Raw genomic sequence first — 17611 nt, 5'->3', positions numbered from 1 at the left:
GCTTAGTGTCCTGCCTGTGGCCCGGGAACCTGGGCGAGGGGGAGAGGGGCGTCGTCGACTCGGACCTGTTCACCGGGGCGGGCATGCTGCAGGCCTTCGACGACGATGCGATCGCCCGGTTTCAAGCCCTGCGTGACGATCCAGCGATCGCTCTGCGCCGCGCCCAGTTGCACCGGTTGCTGGCTGACCTTCTGCTCGGCGTCCAGCAGCAGCACCTGCGCGACGCCGGCGCTGTCGCGCAGGATCGCCCGTTGCGGCACGGTGATGCCCTGGCGGTTGACCGCCTGTTCCAGGCGCACGCGAATGAAGCTGCCGGGCAGCAGATCGAGGTCGGGGTTGGGAAACTCGCTACGCAGGGTGATCTGGCCGGTGCTCGGGTCGACGCTGAGGTCGGTGAACAGCAACTTGCCCGGCAGCGGATAAGGGCTGCCGTCGTCCTGGATCAAGGTGGCCTTGGCCTGGCCCTGGCCGACGGCTTGCAGCTGCCCCGCACGAAACGCCCGACGCAGCTCATTGAGTTCGCGGGTCGATTGGGTGAGGTCGGCGTGGATCGGGTCCAACTGCTGGATCAGCGCCAGTGGCGTGCTTTCGTTCTGCCCCACCAGCGCGCCTTCCGTCACCAGGGCCCGGCCGATGCGCCCGGAAATCGGTGCGGTCACCGTGGCGTAGCCCAGGTTCAGCTTCGCCCGTTCAACGGCGGCCTTGTTGGCGGCGACGTCGGCTGCGGTCTGGCGCACGGCGGCCCGGGCATTGTCATATTCCTGGCCGCTGATCGCCTGGTCATCGATCAACTGGGCATAACGCTGCGCCTGCAACCGGGCCTGGAACGCATTGGCCTCGGCCTTGCGCAACGTCGCCTCGGCGCTGTCCAGGTCGGCCTTGAACGGCGCCGGGTCGATGCGAAACAACACGTCGCCCTGCTTGACGTCGCGGCCTTCTCGAAACACTCGCTGCAAGACCACGCCGGCTACCCGTGCACGGACCTCGGCCACCCGTGGCGCGGCGATACGGCCACTCAGTTCGTTGCTGATCGACAGTGGCCCGGCCTGGACGGTCTCGATACGCACGCTTGCCAGCGGCGCGGATTCTTCCGGGGTCGAGGCGCTGTCACAGCCGCTCAGCAACGCCCCGACCAACAGGCCCAGTGTGACGAAAGGAATCTTGGACATGGTGCTTCCCCAATATTGAACCGCCCATGGTAGGGACCGGAGCCAAGGTCAGGGGTGAAGCTTTGTAGGCGCTATGTGAAATTGTGTAACCGCGCTAGATCCGAAAGTGCTCCACCAACTGCTGTTGATGGTTGGCCATGGCATGCAGCGAGTGGCTGGCCTCGGAGGCTTCGTGCATCTGGCCGCTCAAGGTTTCGCTGATGCCGCGAATGCCGCTCACCCGATGGCTGATGTCTTCCACCACCGAGCTTTGCTCCAGGGCTGCGCTGGCGATCTGCTGGTTCATCTGTTCGATCACTTCCACGGCCCGGGTGATACGTTGCAATGCCCCGTGGGTCTGCTCGACCTGGACCACGCTGCCCCTGGCCAGCTCGCGGCTCGACTGGGTGCTGTGCACCACGTCCTGGCTCAGTTGCTGCAACGCTTCGATCACCGTGCGTATCTGCTCGACCGAGTTCTGCGTGTTGCTCGCCAGATGCCGGACTTCGTCAGCCACCACCGCGAAGCCGCGCCCCTGTTCGCCGGCGCGGGCCGCTTCGATAGCGGCATTCAAGGCCAGCAGGTTGGTTTGCTGGGCAATTGCACAGATGACGTCGAGCACCTGGCTGATCTGCTGGCTGTTGTCCGCCAGTACTCTGACCTGCCCAAGCGTTGCCTCCAGGCGCTGGTCCAGGGCATCGATGCTGTTGACGGCACTGGCGAACATCTCCTGCCCCGATCGACTGGCATTTTCGGCCACCGTTGCGGCATCGGCGGCCTGGTGGGAATGGCGGGCAACTTCCTGGGCGCTGGCGCTCATTTCGTGCAAAGCCGTCGCCGCCAGCTCCACCTCCCGGTATTGCTGCTGCATGCCCGCGCTGACTTCGCGGGCAACCCGCGCCGAGGTGTCGGCGGTCTCCCGGGTGTCGAGGGAGGCTTGCTGGATATCCCGGATGATCGGTTGCAGTTTGTCGAGAAAGCGATTGAAGCCGTCGGCCAATCGACCCAGTTCATCGTGCCGCGTGTTCGGCAGCCGCTGGGTGAGGTCACCGTCGCCTTCGACAATCGCATCGAGCATATGCGCCACCCTCAGCAGTGGCCGGGTCACGCCGTATGCGCTGAGCCAGACAAGCAACAGGCCCAGTCCGGCGCAGAGCAACCCGAGGCTGAGGTTGAACCCGTTGGACTGGCGCTGCTTGTCGTCCAGTTGCGCCTGCATGTGCAAGGCGGGCGCCTGCACCAGTGCTTCCGGCACGCGTATCTGCAACTGCCAGGGATTGTTGGCCGGAGCGGTTTGCACCGTTTGCTGCACATCGACCGAAGCGCCCGCCACGGCGCCGCTGTGGCCGGCAATCTGCCCGGAGGGGGAGAGAATACTGATCTCGCTGTGGCCGGGGTACAAGTCATCGGCAAGGCTGGCGGCGAGTTGCTGAAGGGTATCCAGGCTGATGTCCATGCCGACGATACCGATGACTTTGCCCTCGTCCAGCAGCGGTATGGAAATGCTGCTCATCAGGGTCTTGCGGCCTTCGACTTCGATCGCGTAGGGCTCTGTCACGCATGTGCGCCCCTGGGTCTGCGGGCAGATGTACCAGGCGTTTGCCGGCTCGCTGCCCGGCGGCGCGGTGTTGGCGCTGATCTGGGCTTCGCTGAGCACTTCTTGCACCAGATGGCCGGGTTGGCTTTGCGACCAGTACAGGGCAAAGCGGCCGTTTTCGTTGCCGGCCAGGTCGCGCTGCCCGGCGAAACCGGCGTCTGGACCGGCCAGCGCGTCGGGAAGCAGCACCACGTAGAAACCGAGGACTTTTTCGCGATTCGCAAGGGCCTGGCGCGTTGCGGCGATCAGGTCCTGGCGCAATTGCCCTGGAGTCAGTCGCCCGTGCAATGCCTGGGTGCGCAGCTGAAGCACTTGTTGGGCAAAGCCTTCGCCATCAATCGCTGTTTCGCTGAAAAAACGCTCCACCCGCTGACCGTGTGCCAGGGCCTGTGCCCGCAGGCCTTCCAAGGCCGATTGCCCTAGCAGCTGGCTGCTTTGCTGCTTCAGCAGCGTCGCGCCTTGCTGGTTCTGGTACAGCGAGGCAGCGGTCAACGCCCCGACCACGGCGAGCAGGCACAGGCCACTCAACAGCGTGATCCGCCATTGGATAGAGAGACGAGCGAAGAACATGCTGAGGTTTCCTGCGCTTAGGGATTTTTATTGTTTTGGGCCCAACAGCGTTCGAACGGCGGGCCAGACTATCTTGCGGCAGGAAACGTCGGGCGGTTATCCCGAATCGGCAGCCGTTGTGCGTCGTCATCGGGCCAATACGCGTCACTCAAGAGCACGCTGAATTTGTAGTGAGGGGAGTTATCCCCGCTGGGCTGCGAAGCGGCCCCAAACCAGGCCGCTCTGTGTGCCAGGAAGATTGATTTCACTGCTTGAGGGCTGCTTCGCAGCCCAACGGGGATAAATCCCCTCGCCACAGGTCCACCATGTCCCCGGACCAAACAGGCTGAGCAGTTTTGGGGCGTCGCTTCGGATGCTGCCGTTTTGGGATAGCGCAGGGTTCTGGCGAGGGCATAGCATCGGTTCCAGCGTACAACCAGAACAATAAGCTTTTGGCGAACGGCGCCGTTGGCCGTCCCGATCCCGCAACACTGCCTCATACAATAAGGTCAAGAACAATGAGCGTATCTTTCCCGATCAATAGCTCGACGGAGTTGAAGCGCGGCGCCCTGGGTGTCGGCTTCATCATCTTCTTTGTGATTTCGGCGGCGAGCCCCCTGAGCGTGATCGCCGGTGGCTTTCCCATCGGCATCATGCTCGGCAACGGCGCCGGTACGCCCGCGCTGCTGCTTCTGGCGTTGTTGGTGTTGCTGGCTTTTTCGGCGGGATACACCGCGATGTCCCGGCACATGACCAATGCGGGCGGCTTCTACGCCTTTACCTCCCGTGGCCTCGGTGGGTTGGCGGGCGGGGCGGCAGGCGTGTTGGCGATGTTTGCCTACAACATTCTCCAGGTCGGCCTGTACGGGATGTTCGGCGGTGTGGTCAGTGGCACGATGGCCAGCATGTTCGGCCTGGAATTGCCGTGGTGGGCATATTCGCTGCTGGCGATGGCGAGCGTTGCGATTCTCGGCTATCGCAAGATCGACCTTTCGGCCCGTGTGTTGTCGGTAGTGGTCATCGCCGAATACCTGGCGATCCTGACGCTGGACTTCGCCATGCTCAAGTCCGGTGGCGACAGTGGCATCAACCTCGATTCGTTTGACCGCAGCCACGTATTCAGCGGCACGCCTTCGATCGGCCTGTTGTTCTGTTTTGCCGCCTTCATCGGCTTCGAGGCCACGACCATCTATGGGGAGGAGGCGAGGAACCCGCAGCGCACGATTCCCATTGCCACCTACGCGTCGGTGCTGTTGATCGGTGGTTTTTATGCGCTGTCGGTCTGGGCCATGGTCATCGGCGTCGGGGCCGACAAGATCGTCCCCACCCTGCAGGCGCTGCAGGATCCGACCACGTTCATCTATGGCCTGTCCGATCATTTTGTCGGCCCGCAGCTGACCCAGGTCATCCGCGTGCTGTTCATGGTCAGCATCTACGCCGGGCTGCTGGCGTTCCACAATGCCGCGGCGCGTTACTTCTACGCCATCGGCCGGGACGGGCTGCTGCATAGCCGGTTGGGGACGACCCATCGCGTACACCAGAGCCCACACATGGGCTCGGTCCTGCAAAGCCTGATTGCCGCGGTGGTGGTGCTGATTTTCGCCGCGCTGGACGCCGACCCGATCCTGCAACTGTTCGCCTGGTTCTCCAACCTGGCCACCCTCTGCGTCATCCTGCTCATGGCGCTCACTTCGGCTGCGGTGCTGGTCTATTTCCGCAAACACCCGGAACTGAAACTCGGGCTGTGGCGCGGTCGGATCCTTCCCGGCTTTTCATGCCTGGCGTTACTCGCGGTGCTAGTCCTTGCCGTGCTGCATTTCGATGTGCTGACCGGCGCCAGCCAGCTCTTGTCCTACGGCCTGTGCGCCGTCATTCCCATCGCGCTGATCGTCGGCGTGTTCCTCGCCGCCCGACTGCGCAAGGTCGCGCCCGAGCGATACAGCGCACTGGGTAGCCACAAGCTCTAGGGCGCCAACCCGGCAACGCCAGTCACCCAGAAAACCCGTTCGCTGCCGTTCCGCACGGTCCGGCAGTGCGTGAAAGGAAGGTTCCATGCACGATTATAAAATGCTCATCAATGGGCTCCCGGTCAACGGTGAAAATGGCCACTTCGATGTGCTCAATCCGGCCACCGGTACTGCGTTCGCCCGTTGCCCGGCCGGTTCCCTGGCCCAGTTGGACCTTGCTGTCGAAGCGGCCCAGTCGGCCTTTATCGAATGGCGACACAGCAGCCACGAAGACCGCCGCCGACGTTTGCTGGATATCGCCGATGATATCGAGCAGGAGGCCGACGCATTGGCCCGGCTCATCGTCCTGGAGCAGGGCAAGCCGCTGGCGCTGGCGTTCTCCGAAGTGATGGGCGCGGCGGCCTGGACCCGCTATGCCGCCGAGCAGCAGATTCCCGTCGAACTGGTGGAGGAGACCCCGACCCAGCGCATCGAGCTGCATCGCAAACCCTTGGGCGTGGTGGCCTCGATCACACCGTGGAACTGGCCGTTCATGATCGCCGTCTGGCACATCATGCCGGCGCTGCGGGCCGGCAACTGCGTGGTCAGCAAGCCTTCAAGCCTGACACCCTTGAGCACCCTGCGCCTGGTGGAAATCATCGCCGGTCATGTGCCTCATGGCGTGATCAATGTGGTGACCGGTGAACAAGGTTTTGGCCGCGCGATTACCTCTCACGCCGGCATCCAGAAGATTGTCTTCACCGGCTCGACCGCCACCGGCCAGAGTGTGATGCGCGGTGCCGCCGCCAACCTCAAGCGCCTGACCCTGGAGCTGGGCGGCAACGATGCTGCGATCGTGCTGCCCGGCACGCCGGTCGAGGCGGTGGCCGAGGATATTTTCCAGGCGGCCTTCCTCAACATGGGCCAGACCTGCGCCGCCCTCAAGCGTCTGTACGTCCATCAATCCCAATACGAGGCCTTTGCCGATGCGTTGACGGGCATTGCGGCGCGCCAGGTAGTGGGCGATGGCCTGGAGCCCGAGGTGACCTTCGGCCCGGTGCAGAACGCTGAACAATTGGCGCTGGTGGAGGCGCTGGTAGCCGACGCCCGTGGCCATGGCGGGCGGGTGCTGTGTGGCGGCGCGCGACTGGACCGGCCGGGCTTCTTCTACCCGCCAACCCTGGTCGCCGACGTCACCGATGGCCATCGCCTGGTGGACGAGGAACAGTTTGGCCCGGTGTTGCCATTGATCGCCTATCAGGACGTCGAGGATGTCCTGCGCCGCGCCAATGCCGGCGACATGGGCTTGGGTGGCTCGGTCTGGGGCAGCGATATCGAGCAGGCCCAAGCACTGGCCAGTCGCCTCGAAAGCGGCGTGGCCTGGGTCAACTGCCACGCGCAGATCCAGCCGAATACGCCGTTTGGCGGCAGCAAGATGTCCGGGTTCGGCGTCGAGTTCGGCCTTGAGGGGTTGCTGGAATTCACCGGCCAGCAACTGCTGTACGTACGCAAGCGTGAAACACAGTGAGGACTGCAACCATGTACGAGCACTACAAGACAGCGCAAAAGAAATTCTGGCATCCGATGAGTTCATCGGCCCCCGCGAACCGCTCGAAGACATTGGTCATTGCCCGGGGCGACGGCAACTACATCACCGACATCGAAGGTCATCGCATGCTCGACGGTGTCGGCGGCTTATGGAACGTGAACGTCGGCCATAACCGTGCTTCGGTGAAGGCGGCCATTGCCGCGCAGATGGATGAACTGGCGTATTACCAGACCTTCGACGGCATCGCGCATCCTCGGGTGTTCGATCTGGCCGAGCGGCTGACGTCGATGTTTGCCGAGGAAAACATGGAGCGGGTGCTGTTCAGTTCCGGTGGTTCCGACGCAGTCGAGACGGCGCTGAAAATGGCCCGCCAATACTGGATCGCCAGCGGCGAGCCCGGGCGCACGCGCTTCCTGTCGTTGCGTAACGGCTACCACGGCGTGCACATGGGCGGCACCTCGGTGGGTGGCAACGGCGTCTATCACTACAACCACGGGCCGCTGTTGGCCGGCTGCCATTTGCTCGACACGCCCTGGCTGTACCGCAACCCCTGGGACTGCCGCGACCCGCAGGAGCTCACCGCCCACTGCATTCGTCAGTTGGAGGACCAGATCGCCTTGCTCGGTGCGCAGACCATCGCCGCGCTGATCGCCGAGCCAGTGCAGGGCGCCGGCGGCGTGATCGTCCCGCCGGCCAACTACTGGAAGAGCCTGCGCGAGGTGTGCGATCGCCACGGCATCCTGCTGATCGCCGATGAAGTGGTGACCGGTTTCGGCCGCACCGGCTGCATGCTCGGCAGTCGTGGCTGGGGCGTCGCGCCAGACGTACTGTGCCTGGCCAAGGGCATCACGGCCGGCTACGTGCCCATGGGCGCTACCGTGTTCAACCGGCGTATCGTCGAGGCGATCGAGAACGGGCCGGGTTTCAGCAGCGTGATCATGCATGGCTACACCTACAGCGGACACCCGACCGCTTGCGCCGCGGCTTTGGCGGTGCTGGACATCGTCGAGGCCGAAGATTTGCCGCGCAACGCCGGCAAGGTCGGCGCCCAGTTGCTGGAGCAGCTGCAACCGTTGGCTGAGCGTCACGCGGTGGTCGGCGAAGCGCGCGGCAAGGGCTTGATGATTGCCCTCGACCTGTTGCGGACAAGGCCACCCGTGAACCGCTGGACCCGGCCACCGGGCTGGCCTCGCGCATCGCCGAGCATGCGCGCCGCGCCGGTGTGCTGGTGCGCCCGATCGGCAACAAGATCGTCCTTTCGCCGCCGCTGACCCTCACCTCCGATGAGGCCGGCTTGATGGTCGACGCGCTGGATGACGCGCTCGCCAATTGCCGCTGACCCGGCCCACCGGCGTAGCGTGCTGCGCCGGCTCTCCAAATAAAAAAACAGCCTGCAAAGGCGCACCACAAGGAGCTCAGCCATGCGGTCCCTAGCGCGTATGGAATTTTTCGGCAGCGGTCTTGCCTGCACGCTGGCGCTCTGCGCCGCGAGCCAGGTCCAGGCCTATGAGCTGTATGCCGATGACGACACGCACCTCAACGCCGACATGCTGGCGGTGTTCGGCCATTTCAACAGCCGCAAGAATTACGACGGCAGGTCCGGCGGTTCGACTTGGCGTGAGGGCTTCATCAAGTACGGATTAAGCGGCGACCAGGGTCTTGCCGGCCATGGCACCGCCTACGGTGCGTTCAATCTGGTCAGTTCGGCCACCTGGGGCGATGGCGACGCGGCCGGCAATACGCTGGGCAGCGAGCGCACGACGAAGATCGAAGACGCTTACCTGGGCTGGCGTTCAGCCGATCTGTTCCCGGTGCTGGGACGGGACGGTATCGATATCTCCGGCGGCCGCCAGGTGGTCAAGCTGGGCCGGGGATTCCTGATCAACGATGACGGGCCCAACCTGGGCAAAGGCCCGGCGGACGGACGTTTGAACCGTGGTGGCGCCTATTACCTGGCCGCCCGGCATGCGTTCGACCAAACCGCCGTGTTGCGCCTGGGCGGGCAGGATGGGCTGCATGGCAGCGTGCTGTGGCTCAAGTCCGACAACCGCGCCCAGGCCGAAACCGAACTGGCCGCCGGCACGCTGGACTACACCACCCAGGCCGGTACGCTGGGGCTGACCTGGGTGCATGGCATGGACGTGAACGACCGCTGGGCCAGTGATTTCCAGCGGCAGCGCAAGGGCATGGACGTCTACAGTGTTCGCGGCGAGGGCGATGCCGGCATCGAGAACGCCAGCCTGGCCTTCGAATACGCCTGGCAAGACAAGGACGCCGGCCCGCAGAGCGCCTGGTACGCCGAGGCCGGCTACACCTTTGCCGATATCGCCTGGACGCCGAAGCTGACCTACCGCTACACCCGTTATTCGCAGAAATGGGACTCGCTGTTCACCGGCCAGAGCACCGGTTACGGCACCTGGTTCCAGGGCGAAGTCGCGGGGAACTATGCCGGCCCGTTCAACAGTAATACCGGCATCCACCATCTCGGCCTGACCGCCAGGCCATCGGAGAACCTGACCCTCGGTGCGTTGTACTTCGACTTCAACACGGTGCGTAAGGACAACGCCCTGAACCTGGATGCCCGGGAGCTGGACCTGTACGCCGAGTGGGCGGTGAACGAGCATTTGATCGTCACGCCGCTGGTAGGCCTCTACAAGCCGGATCGGGATGCGACGACAGAGGGCAATCAGGTGAGCGGTAACGGCACCAACGTGTACAGCCAAGTGACGGTGGCAGTGCCGTTCTGAGGCAGGAGCTGTTCGCTAAACCCTGTGGCGAGGGAGCTTGCTCCCGCTGGGTCGCGCAGCGGCCCCTCTTTTTTGGGCCTGCTACGCCCGAAGCGTCGGACCGGTCCAGCGGGAGCAAGCTCCCTCGCCACAGGTTGGGTGTTTTTTTAAGTGGTCGGTATGGCGCAAGATCCCTTTCTAGCCCACAGCGGGCGGATTTTGCATCCGTTCGGCAATCCGCCGGGTGGTGTCCATGACCATTTCAATCACGGTTTCCTGGCGCAGCAGCTTGAAACTGTGGGTGCTGCCGACGGCCGAAAGGCTGCCCACCACTTCATCGAGCCCGGGATTGATGATCGGCGCCGCGATACCGGTCAGCCCTTGATTGAGCTCATCGTGCGTCAGGCAATAGCCGTCCTTGCGGATCTTTTTTGTCGCCTTGGAAAAGCCCGCCCAGTCGTAGGTGTTCGCAGGGTCGTTGGCCAGGTGCTCGTCGTACAGCCGCTGCAGCCGCCGACCTTTCTGGAAGGCAATCAATACCTTGGATTGGGCACCGCGAAAAAACGGCAGCGGGTGGCCGCGGCCGAATGAGAACTGGTAGGTGTCATTCGGGTCGGCGATGTAGGTATTGATGATGTGACCGTCATAAAAAACGCTGGCGAACACGGCGAGGCCGGTCTGTTCGGACAGCTCATGCATCAGCTCGCGCCCGGCGACGAGGATCGGGTCGTACTGACGCATCATCCAGTCAAGCTCGATGATGCGCGGCCCCAGGCCGTAGCTGCCGGCATCCACCCGGGTCAACAGGCCCGCATCACACAAGTCCTTGACGTAGCGGTACACGGTCGCCCGCGACAGGCCCATGCGTTCGGCAATGGTATCGGGGTCGATCTTCAGTCGATCCGGGCCGAAGAGGTCCAGGACGCTCAGCATTTTGCTCAGGCTGCTCATTTCGCTCCTAAAGGGGGAGTGGCGCGTAGGTGGCCGTTTGGGTGAGCACTATAGGTAGGCGCGTCGCTGATGAAAAGCCTGCGAGGTCGTCCATGCGTGCGCTGCCAAGGTAACCCAATACCTGAGAAATACAAGTCTCAAGGCCAGCGTTTAGGCTTTACAAAATAACATAAATCTCAAAATACGAGTTTAACGTTAAAAAATAACTTGTTTTGTCGATTTTCATGTGTGTAAATCTCAGCCACTGCAAACGCTCGATGAAGAGGGCTGGAAATGAATGGTGCGCAACTGATAGTGAAGGCGGCGGTGGCAAGCGGTATCGAGTACTGCTTCGCCAACCCCGGGACGACCGAGATTCCCCTGGTAGCGGCCATGGCCAGCGCGCCAGCCCTCAAGCCGGTGTTGTCGTTGTTCGAAGGGGTATGCACCGGTGCCGCCGATGGTTACGGCCGGATTGCCGGCAAGCCGGCGATGACCCTGACCCACCTCGGGCCGGGTTTTGCCAATGGCATCGCCAACCTGCACAACGCCCGTCGCGCCAACACGCCGATCGTCAACGTCATCGGCGACCACGCCTCATGGCACGTCAATTACGATCCGCCGCTGGCGAGTGATATCCAGGCGTTGGCCGGGAGCGTATCCGGCTGGGTGCGCACCTCGCGCACGGCAGCGGGCATTGGCGAAGATTTCCAGGAAGCGGTGCGCGCCGCCTGGCAAGCCAAGGGCCAGATCGCCAGCCTGATCCTGCCGATGGATCTGCAAGCCAGCCCGGTGCAGCGGGAAAAAGCCTTCAGCTCTTTGCAGGCCCCGGTCCGGCGCTTTGCCGGTGATCGGGTCGAGGCAGTAGCGCGGGCGCTGCGTGACGGTCGGCGGCTGGTGTTCATCGTTGGCGACCAGGGTCTCTCGGTCGCCGGCCTGGAAGCGGCGGGGCGCCTGGCCCGGTTGGCCGGCGTGCGGATGTTCGCCGAAACCTTCCCGCGCTTGAGCTATCGCGGCGGTGGCCTGCCGGACCTGGATCGCCTGCCTTATTTTCCCGAAGTGGCCATCGAAATCCTCGACCAATACGACGCCGTGGTCTGCGCCGGCGTCCCCGAGCCCATCAGCTATTTCGGCTACGAAGGCATTGCGTCGCGGCTGGCGGAGCGTGAGCGGCTGTTGTGTCTGGCCGAGGTGGGCGACGACGTTGCCGGAGCGCTCACCGCACTGGCCGATGCGCTTGAGGCGCCGGCGCATATACCTACGCCGATCGGGATCGAGCTGCCCGCCGCCGAGGCTGAACTGACGCCTCAGTCGGTCGGGCAGGTGCTGGCCGCGTCGCTGCCGGACGACAGTATCGTTTCCGTCGAAGGCGGCACGTGCGGTTATCCGTTTTTCACCGCCTCGGCCCATGCCGCGCGGCACCGCGTGTTGACCAATACCGGTGGCGCCATCGGCCAGGGGATTCCGGTGGGATTCGGCGCCGCCATGGCCGAGCGGGGCAACAAGGTGTTCTGCCTGCAATCGGACGGCAGCGCCCAGTACACCATCCAGACGTTATGGAGTATCGCTCGCGAACAATTGCCGGTGGTGATCCTGATCGCGGCCAACCATCGCTACGCGATCCTGCAGAACGAACTGCGCCGCTTCGGCATGACCGAGCTGGGCCCCGAGGCCTTGAGTCTGACGGTGCTGGACCGTCCACGCATCGACTGGAAAGCCCTGGCCAGAGGCTACGGCATGCCGGCCAGCACGGTGCATACCAATGGCGAGTTGCAGCGCGCCCTGGCAAACGCCAAGGCCGACGGCGGCCCGTGCCTGATCGAAATGGCGCTGTGAAGGAGCGGATATGAGCCAGATCCAATTGTTACCTGCCGTCGAGCAGTTCCTGTCGCAGCCGGGGCGCCTGTTCATTGGCGGCACCTGGCAGGACGCCGCCGGCGGCCGCCAGTTCGCCGTGGAAAACCCGGCCACCGAACAGACCCTGGCCGAAGTGGCCGAAGGCGCTGAGCGGGACGTAGACGCCGCCGTCGCTGCCGCCCGCGCAGCCTTCACCGGGAGTTGGGCGCAGCAGTCGCCGGCCCAGCGCGGCTTGTTGCTGTTTCGTCTGGCGGAGCTGCTCGATCAGCATCGCGAAGAGCTGGCGCAACTGATCACCCTGGAAAACGGCAAGCCGATTGCCACGGCCCGTGGAGAAGCGGCGAGCGCGGCCAACATCATTCGCTACTTCGCCGGCTGGCCGACCAAGATCGAAGGCAGCACGCTGCCAGTGTCGCCCGCCAGCGGCGCACCGATGCTCAACTACACCCTGCGCGAACCGGTGGGCGTCTGCGCATTGATCGTGCCGTGGAACTTCCCCCTGACCATGTGCGTGTGGAAGCTCGGCCCGGTATTGGCGACCGGTTGTGTCGCGGTGCTCAAGCCCGCCGAGCAGACGCCCCTGGTTGCGATTCGCCTGGTGCAGTTGATCGAGGCCGCCGGATTCCCGGCCGGCGTCGTCAACCTGCTCACCGGCCTCGGTGCCCAGACTGGCGCACCGCTGGCCGGGCATCCGGACGTCGACAAGATCGCCTTCACCGGCTCGACCCAGGTCGGCCGGCTGATCGCCCAGGCGGCCACCGGCAACATGAAGAAGGTCTCCCTGGAACTGGGTGGCAAGTCGCCGAACATCATCTTGCCGGACGCCGATATCGTCCGCGCCGCCAAGGGTGCCGCCGACGGCATCTTCTACAACCAGGGCCAGGTCTGCACCGCCGGCTCGCGTCTCTACGTACACGCCAGCGTCCTCGACCAAGTGCTTGAAGAACTCCAGCGCCACGCGGCCGCGCATGTCCTCGGGCCAGGCCTGGATCCGGCCAGCAGCATGGGCCCGCTGGTCTCGGCCCGGCAATTGGGCACGGTCCGTGGCTACCTGCAACGGGGCCAGGAGGAGGGTGCCGAACTGATCTGCGGCGGCGACCGGCCGGCCCACCTGGAGCAGGGCCACTTCATTCGCCCCAGCGTGTTTCTTGACCGTGCCGAGCGCGCCTGCGTCGCCCGGGAAGAAATCTTCGGCCCGGTGCTGACCGTCATGAGCTGGACCGAAATCGATGAACTGGTGCTGCGCGCCAACGACTCGCCGTACGGGCTGGCGGCCGGTCTCTGGACCCGTGACCTGCGTTCCGCCCATCGCGTGGCCGCGCAGTTGAAGGCCGGGTCGGTGTGGATCAACTGCTGGAACGTCGTCGACCCGGCGTCGCCCTTCGGTGGCTATAAGCAATCCGGTTGGGGACGGGAAATGAGCAAGAACGTGATCGATGCGTACACCGAAACCAAAAGTGTCTTTGTCGATCTGGCCTGAGCGAATAATCACAAGAGGAACTGTTATGGATCTGGAATTGCAAGGCCGCGTGGCAATCGTCACCGGCGGTGGGATGGGTATCGGCAAGGAAGTCGCGCGTTTTCTGTCCCAGGAGGGCTGCAAGGTGGTGATCTGCGCGCGGCGCATGGAGTATCTCCAGCAAGCCGCCGAGGAAATCAGCGCCGAAACCGGCAACGACGTGCTGCCGCTGTTCTGTGACACCAACCAGATGTCGGCCGTGTCCGACATGGTCCAGGCCGCGCACAAGCACTTCGGCCGGATCGACATCCTGGTCAACGGCGCCGCGGCCCCGTCCGGCGTGGTGCGCAACGACATCGAGCATGCCGGCGACGACGAATTGCTCTCGGACCTGAACACCAAGGTGATCGGCTATTTCCGCTGCGCCAAGGCCGTGACCCCGCACATGAAGGCCGGCGGCTTCGGTCGCATCATCAACATCGGTGGCCTGACCGGGCGCGGCAGCAAGGTGCTCTCGGGCATGCGTAACCTGGCCATCGCCCACATGACCAAGACCCTTTCCGATCAGTTGGGCCCATCCGGCATCACGGTCAACCTGATTCACCCCGGCGTGGTCGACACCCCGCACATCCAGGAGCTGTACGAGCGCGAAGGGGTCAAGCAGGGCAAGACGCCCGAGCAGGTGGAGCAGGGCTACATCGACGCGACGCCGATCCGGCGCACCCTGGCGCCGATCGAAATGGGCTGGCTGATCGGTTTCCTCGCGTCCCCCAAGGCCGGCGCGGTGACCGGCGAATCCATCGGCATCGATGGCGGCCTGACCCGTGGCATCTTCATTTGAGGAGCAGTTGTGATGAGTAACGGAACGCTTTTAGTCGCCACCGTAGGGCAAGCGGTCATCCGCAGCGCCGACGATGGCCGCACCTGGCATCGCCTGGGCCTGGGCCAGGACCTGGAATTCGATGCAATCACCCGGTCCCTGAGTTTCCACCCAGGCACTCCCGAAGTGATCTACGCCGGCACCGACGTCGGCCTGTGCATCAGCCGTGATGCAGGCGGCCACTGGCAGCGGGTGGATTCGCCGTTCAATGGCCAGACCGTCTGGAAGGTCGCGGTGGATCCGCAGGACGCACAACGCATTTTCGTCGGCACCGGCGCGCCTTCCCGGGCGGTGCTGTGGCGCACCCTCGACGGTGGCCAGAGCTGGGATCGTGCCCCGGTGGAGATCCCGGAGTTTTGCGACGGCGTCAGTCGTCCACGCTTGCTGGCCTTCGCCTACGACCCGACGGATCGCAACCAGCTCTGGTTCGGCCTGGAAGAGGGCGGGCTGTTCCATAGCCGCGATGGTGGTGACAGCTGGACCCGCGTCGATGACCGCTTGCTATGGGACTACAACTCGGATGTGCACAACATCCTGGTCCTGCCCAACCATGGGCAAAAAGTCATCGTGGTGGTCTGTGTCAATGCCGTCTACCGCAGCCTCGACGAGGGGCAGACCTGGACCGGCATCGTCGCCCGGGAAACCTTCGGCCTGTACTACGTGCGCGCCATGAATGCACCGCTGGGCAGCGAGGACACCCTGTACCTAAGTATTTCAGACGGCACGCCAGGCACCACCAGCAAGGTGCTGGTTTCCCGGGACGCAGCCTTGAGCTGGGAAGTGTTGCCGCTGTCGCAACAACCCAACTCGTGTGTCTGGGCGATTGCCTTCAACCCGGCTGATCCTCGACAGATCGTCGCCGGTACCAAGTACGGACACCTGTTCACCTCCGAGAACGGTGGTGACGGCTGGCAAAAGCAGTGGCGTGAATTCAGCGAAATCGCTGATGTGCTCTGGACGCCCGCCGTGGCGCAGATCAAGTCCGGGCATCAATCCATCGTCAAGAAAAACTGAGGTATCGCGCGATGAAAGTCGAGGTCGTTCGTACTCATCTGTCGCTGTTCGTGAGCGACCCTGAAGTGTCGGCGCGCTGGTATGCCGACGTGTTGGGCATGCATGAAAGTGCCCGCGGTGAAAGCTGGATCATGATGGCCTTCGGTGCCAAGCACCACGACATCGCCTTGATCCGCGCAGCACCGGGAGCCCATCAGGGCGGCCTGGGATTGCAGCACTACGGGCTGGAGATCGCGGGTGACATGACCACCCTGCGCCAGCTCTACGGCATGTTGCTGAACAAGGGCGTCGAGGTGGTGAAAATCACCGATCACGAGATCGGCAACGGCGTGTATTTCAACGACCCCGATGGCAATCGCATGGAATTTTTCCTCGAGTCCGAACACGACGACGAGCGCGGCAAGGCCCGCTTCAAGGCCGCTGGCGCGCCCAGCCGGCACTTCGATCTCGACCCACTTTGAAAGAGGCTTCCGTTATGAAAACCGCGAATTTCTCCAGCTACCACATCCGCAAATGGTACAGCTTCGTCGAGGAAACCCTGGCCAACGAAACCGGCCAGCTCGCCGATGGCGAGCCGTTGTTCAAATACGCCATCGGCGCGGTGATCGCCAATCCTTACGCCGGACGCTTCAGCGAGAGCCTGGCCGAGCTGATCGAACCGTCACCGTTGTTGGGCGAGGAATTCGGCCGGCGTATCCAGGCACTGGCGGGCGAGCGGCACATCATCAGCTACGGCAAGGCTTGCCTGGTGGGCAGCCAGGGTGAGTACGAACACGGCAATGCGCTACTGACCAACCCGGCGGCGGACCCGATTCGCCTGGCCTTGGGCGGCGGCAAATCCTGGGTGCCTTCCACCGGCAAGCGCGGTGGGCCGGGTACGACCATCGATGTACCGCTGGCCCACAAGGACGCGCTGTATGTGCGTTCGCACTACGACAGCATTTCGCTTTCGTTCGGTGACGGTCCTTCAGCGGACGAGTTGATCATCATCTGGGCCTTCGCCACGCGCGGACGTCTGCATGCGCGTCTGGGCGGCCTCCAGGCAGCGGACGTCAAGGGCAACGACGGCCTGTACTGAAGCGCGCTGATCGCGGGAGCAAACGTATGTCGGCAAACAGCCAGTTTTTCACCAATCGGACGGGGATGCGCCTGCGTTATGTGCGCTGGGGCAACCCGTCAGCAATTCCGCTGCTGCTGCTCCATGGGCTGCGCTCCTACGCCCAGACCTGGGCGCCGCTGGCCGCTGCGCTGGGCGAGCAGTATGCCTGCCATGCGCTGGATCAGCGCGGCCGTGGCGAGAGTGACTGGGCCGAGGCGTCCAGCTATCGCACCGAGAGTTATGTGAGCGACCTGGAAGATTGGGTGGCTCATCTGGGCCTGGAGCGTTTTGTCCTGGTGGGCCACTCCCTCGGCGGCACCAATGCGCTGGAATACGCCCGGCTCAACCCCGGGCGACTGCACGCGCTGGTAATCGAGGACATCGGCCCCGGTTCGTCGATCCGTGGCGAGGGCGCCGAACGTATCCGCCGCGAGATGAGCCAGACGCCGGTGGTGTTTCCCGACTGGGACAGCGCCGCGCAGTTCTGGCGGCAGTCGCGACCGGGTCTGTCGGCCGATGCGCTGGCGTCCCGATTGCGCTTTTCCATGAAGCAGACGCCGACGGGCATCGAATGGCGTCATGATCAGAAAGGCATTGCCGAGGCGCGCCTGAGCATCACGCCGACTGACTTGTGGCCAGCGGTGCGGGCGCTGGATTGCCCGACGCTATTCATTCGTGGCGCGCGTTCGGATTTTCTTCCGTTGGCAACCCTGGAGGCGATGCGCGAGGCCAATCCGCGGGTGCAGACAGCGGAAATCGCCGACGCCAGCCATTATGTCCATGACGATCAGGGCGACGTGTTCAACCGGGTCGTCGCGGATTACCTGCGTGATCAACTCTTGCAACTACAACAATAA

Annotated in this window: 12 protein-coding genes and 3 pseudogenes; 11 read left to right on the top strand and 4 right to left on the bottom strand. The window is 63.9% G+C overall.

The window, feature by feature from the left end; translation table 11 throughout:
• Positions 1-2: 2 nt before the first annotated feature.
• The 3 genes and pseudogenes from J3P96_RS15250 to J3P96_RS15240 form a co-directional block, all read right to left on the bottom strand.
• Entirely contained in the window at positions 3-1169 is a 1167-nt protein-coding gene (locus J3P96_RS15250; RefSeq protein ID WP_434652051.1) for an efflux RND transporter periplasmic adaptor subunit, read from the bottom strand.
• Positions 1170-1263: 94 nt separating this feature from the next.
• Positions 1264-1860 (bottom strand): annotated as a pseudogene (locus J3P96_RS15245) (methyl-accepting chemotaxis protein); the annotation flags it as partial.
• 309 nt (positions 1861-2169) lie between these two features.
• Positions 2170-3315, bottom strand: a pseudogene (locus J3P96_RS15240) (PDC sensor domain-containing protein); the annotation flags it as partial.
• A 497-nt stretch (positions 3316-3812) separates the two neighbouring features.
• Here J3P96_RS15240 and J3P96_RS15235 point away from each other — a divergent pair.
• From J3P96_RS15235 to J3P96_RS15220, 4 genes and pseudogenes are all read left to right on the top strand, one after another.
• Positions 3813-5261, top strand: coding sequence for an APC family permease (locus J3P96_RS15235; protein WP_434568737.1), 1449 nt, complete (start codon positions 3813-3815; stop codon positions 5259-5261).
• Positions 5262-5346: 85 nt separating this feature from the next.
• Positions 5347-6768 carry an aldehyde dehydrogenase family protein gene (locus J3P96_RS15230; protein ID WP_434652048.1) on the top strand — a complete coding sequence of 474 codons (1422 nt, stop codon included), beginning with the start codon at positions 5347-5349 and terminating at the stop codon, positions 6766-6768.
• An 11-nt stretch (positions 6769-6779) separates the two neighbouring features.
• Positions 6780-8128: pseudogene (locus tag J3P96_RS15225) on the top strand (aminotransferase class III-fold pyridoxal phosphate-dependent enzyme).
• 82 nt (positions 8129-8210) lie between these two features.
• Positions 8211-9536 (top strand): hypothetical protein, encoded by a 1326-nt coding sequence (locus J3P96_RS15220; RefSeq protein WP_434652045.1) that lies wholly within the window; start codon positions 8211-8213, stop codon positions 9534-9536.
• A 177-nt stretch (positions 9537-9713) separates the two neighbouring features.
• On the opposite strand, the gene J3P96_RS15215 is transcribed toward J3P96_RS15220, so the two are convergent.
• Positions 9714-10466: an IclR family transcriptional regulator gene (locus J3P96_RS15215; RefSeq protein WP_434652043.1), complete on the bottom strand. Its 753-nt coding sequence runs from the start codon at positions 10464-10466 to the stop codon at positions 9714-9716.
• Positions 10467-10739: 273 nt separating this feature from the next.
• On the opposite strand from J3P96_RS15215, the gene J3P96_RS15210 reads away from it, so the two are divergent.
• The 7 genes from J3P96_RS15210 to J3P96_RS15180 are packed head-to-tail and all read left to right on the top strand — an operon-like array spanning position 10740 to position 17611.
• Positions 10740-12281: an acetolactate synthase large subunit gene (locus J3P96_RS15210; RefSeq protein WP_434624142.1), complete on the top strand. Its 1542-nt coding sequence runs from the start codon at positions 10740-10742 to the stop codon at positions 12279-12281.
• Positions 12282-12291: 10 nt separating this feature from the next.
• Positions 12292-13782, top strand: coding sequence for an aldehyde dehydrogenase family protein (locus J3P96_RS15205; RefSeq protein WP_434652041.1), 1491 nt, complete (start codon positions 12292-12294; stop codon positions 13780-13782).
• Positions 13783-13807: 25 nt separating this feature from the next.
• Positions 13808-14602: an SDR family NAD(P)-dependent oxidoreductase gene (locus tag J3P96_RS15200; RefSeq protein ID WP_434624138.1), complete on the top strand. Its 795-nt coding sequence runs from the start codon at positions 13808-13810 to the stop codon at positions 14600-14602.
• Between the two features lie 12 nt (positions 14603-14614).
• On the top strand, positions 14615-15655 hold the full coding sequence (locus tag J3P96_RS15195; protein ID WP_434652039.1) for a VPS10 domain-containing protein: 1041 nt from the start codon (positions 14615-14617) through the stop codon (positions 15653-15655).
• An 11-nt stretch (positions 15656-15666) separates the two neighbouring features.
• Positions 15667-16116: a VOC family protein gene (locus J3P96_RS15190; protein WP_305495050.1), complete on the top strand. Its 450-nt coding sequence runs from the start codon at positions 15667-15669 to the stop codon at positions 16114-16116.
• A 14-nt stretch (positions 16117-16130) separates the two neighbouring features.
• Positions 16131-16733 carry an amino acid synthesis family protein gene (locus tag J3P96_RS15185; protein ID WP_434652036.1) on the top strand — a complete coding sequence of 201 codons (603 nt, stop codon included), beginning with the start codon at positions 16131-16133 and terminating at the stop codon, positions 16731-16733.
• A 26-nt stretch (positions 16734-16759) separates the two neighbouring features.
• Positions 16760-17611 (top strand): alpha/beta fold hydrolase, encoded by an 852-nt coding sequence (locus J3P96_RS15180; RefSeq protein ID WP_434652033.1) that lies wholly within the window; start codon positions 16760-16762, stop codon positions 17609-17611.

The organism is Pseudomonas sp. R3-56, from assembly GCF_051132075.1.
Classification (GTDB): Bacteria; Pseudomonadota; Gammaproteobacteria; order Pseudomonadales; family Pseudomonadaceae; genus Aquipseudomonas.
Note: the sequence above shows the minus strand (reverse complement) of the source record. Positions and strands in the feature narration are given on the sequence as shown.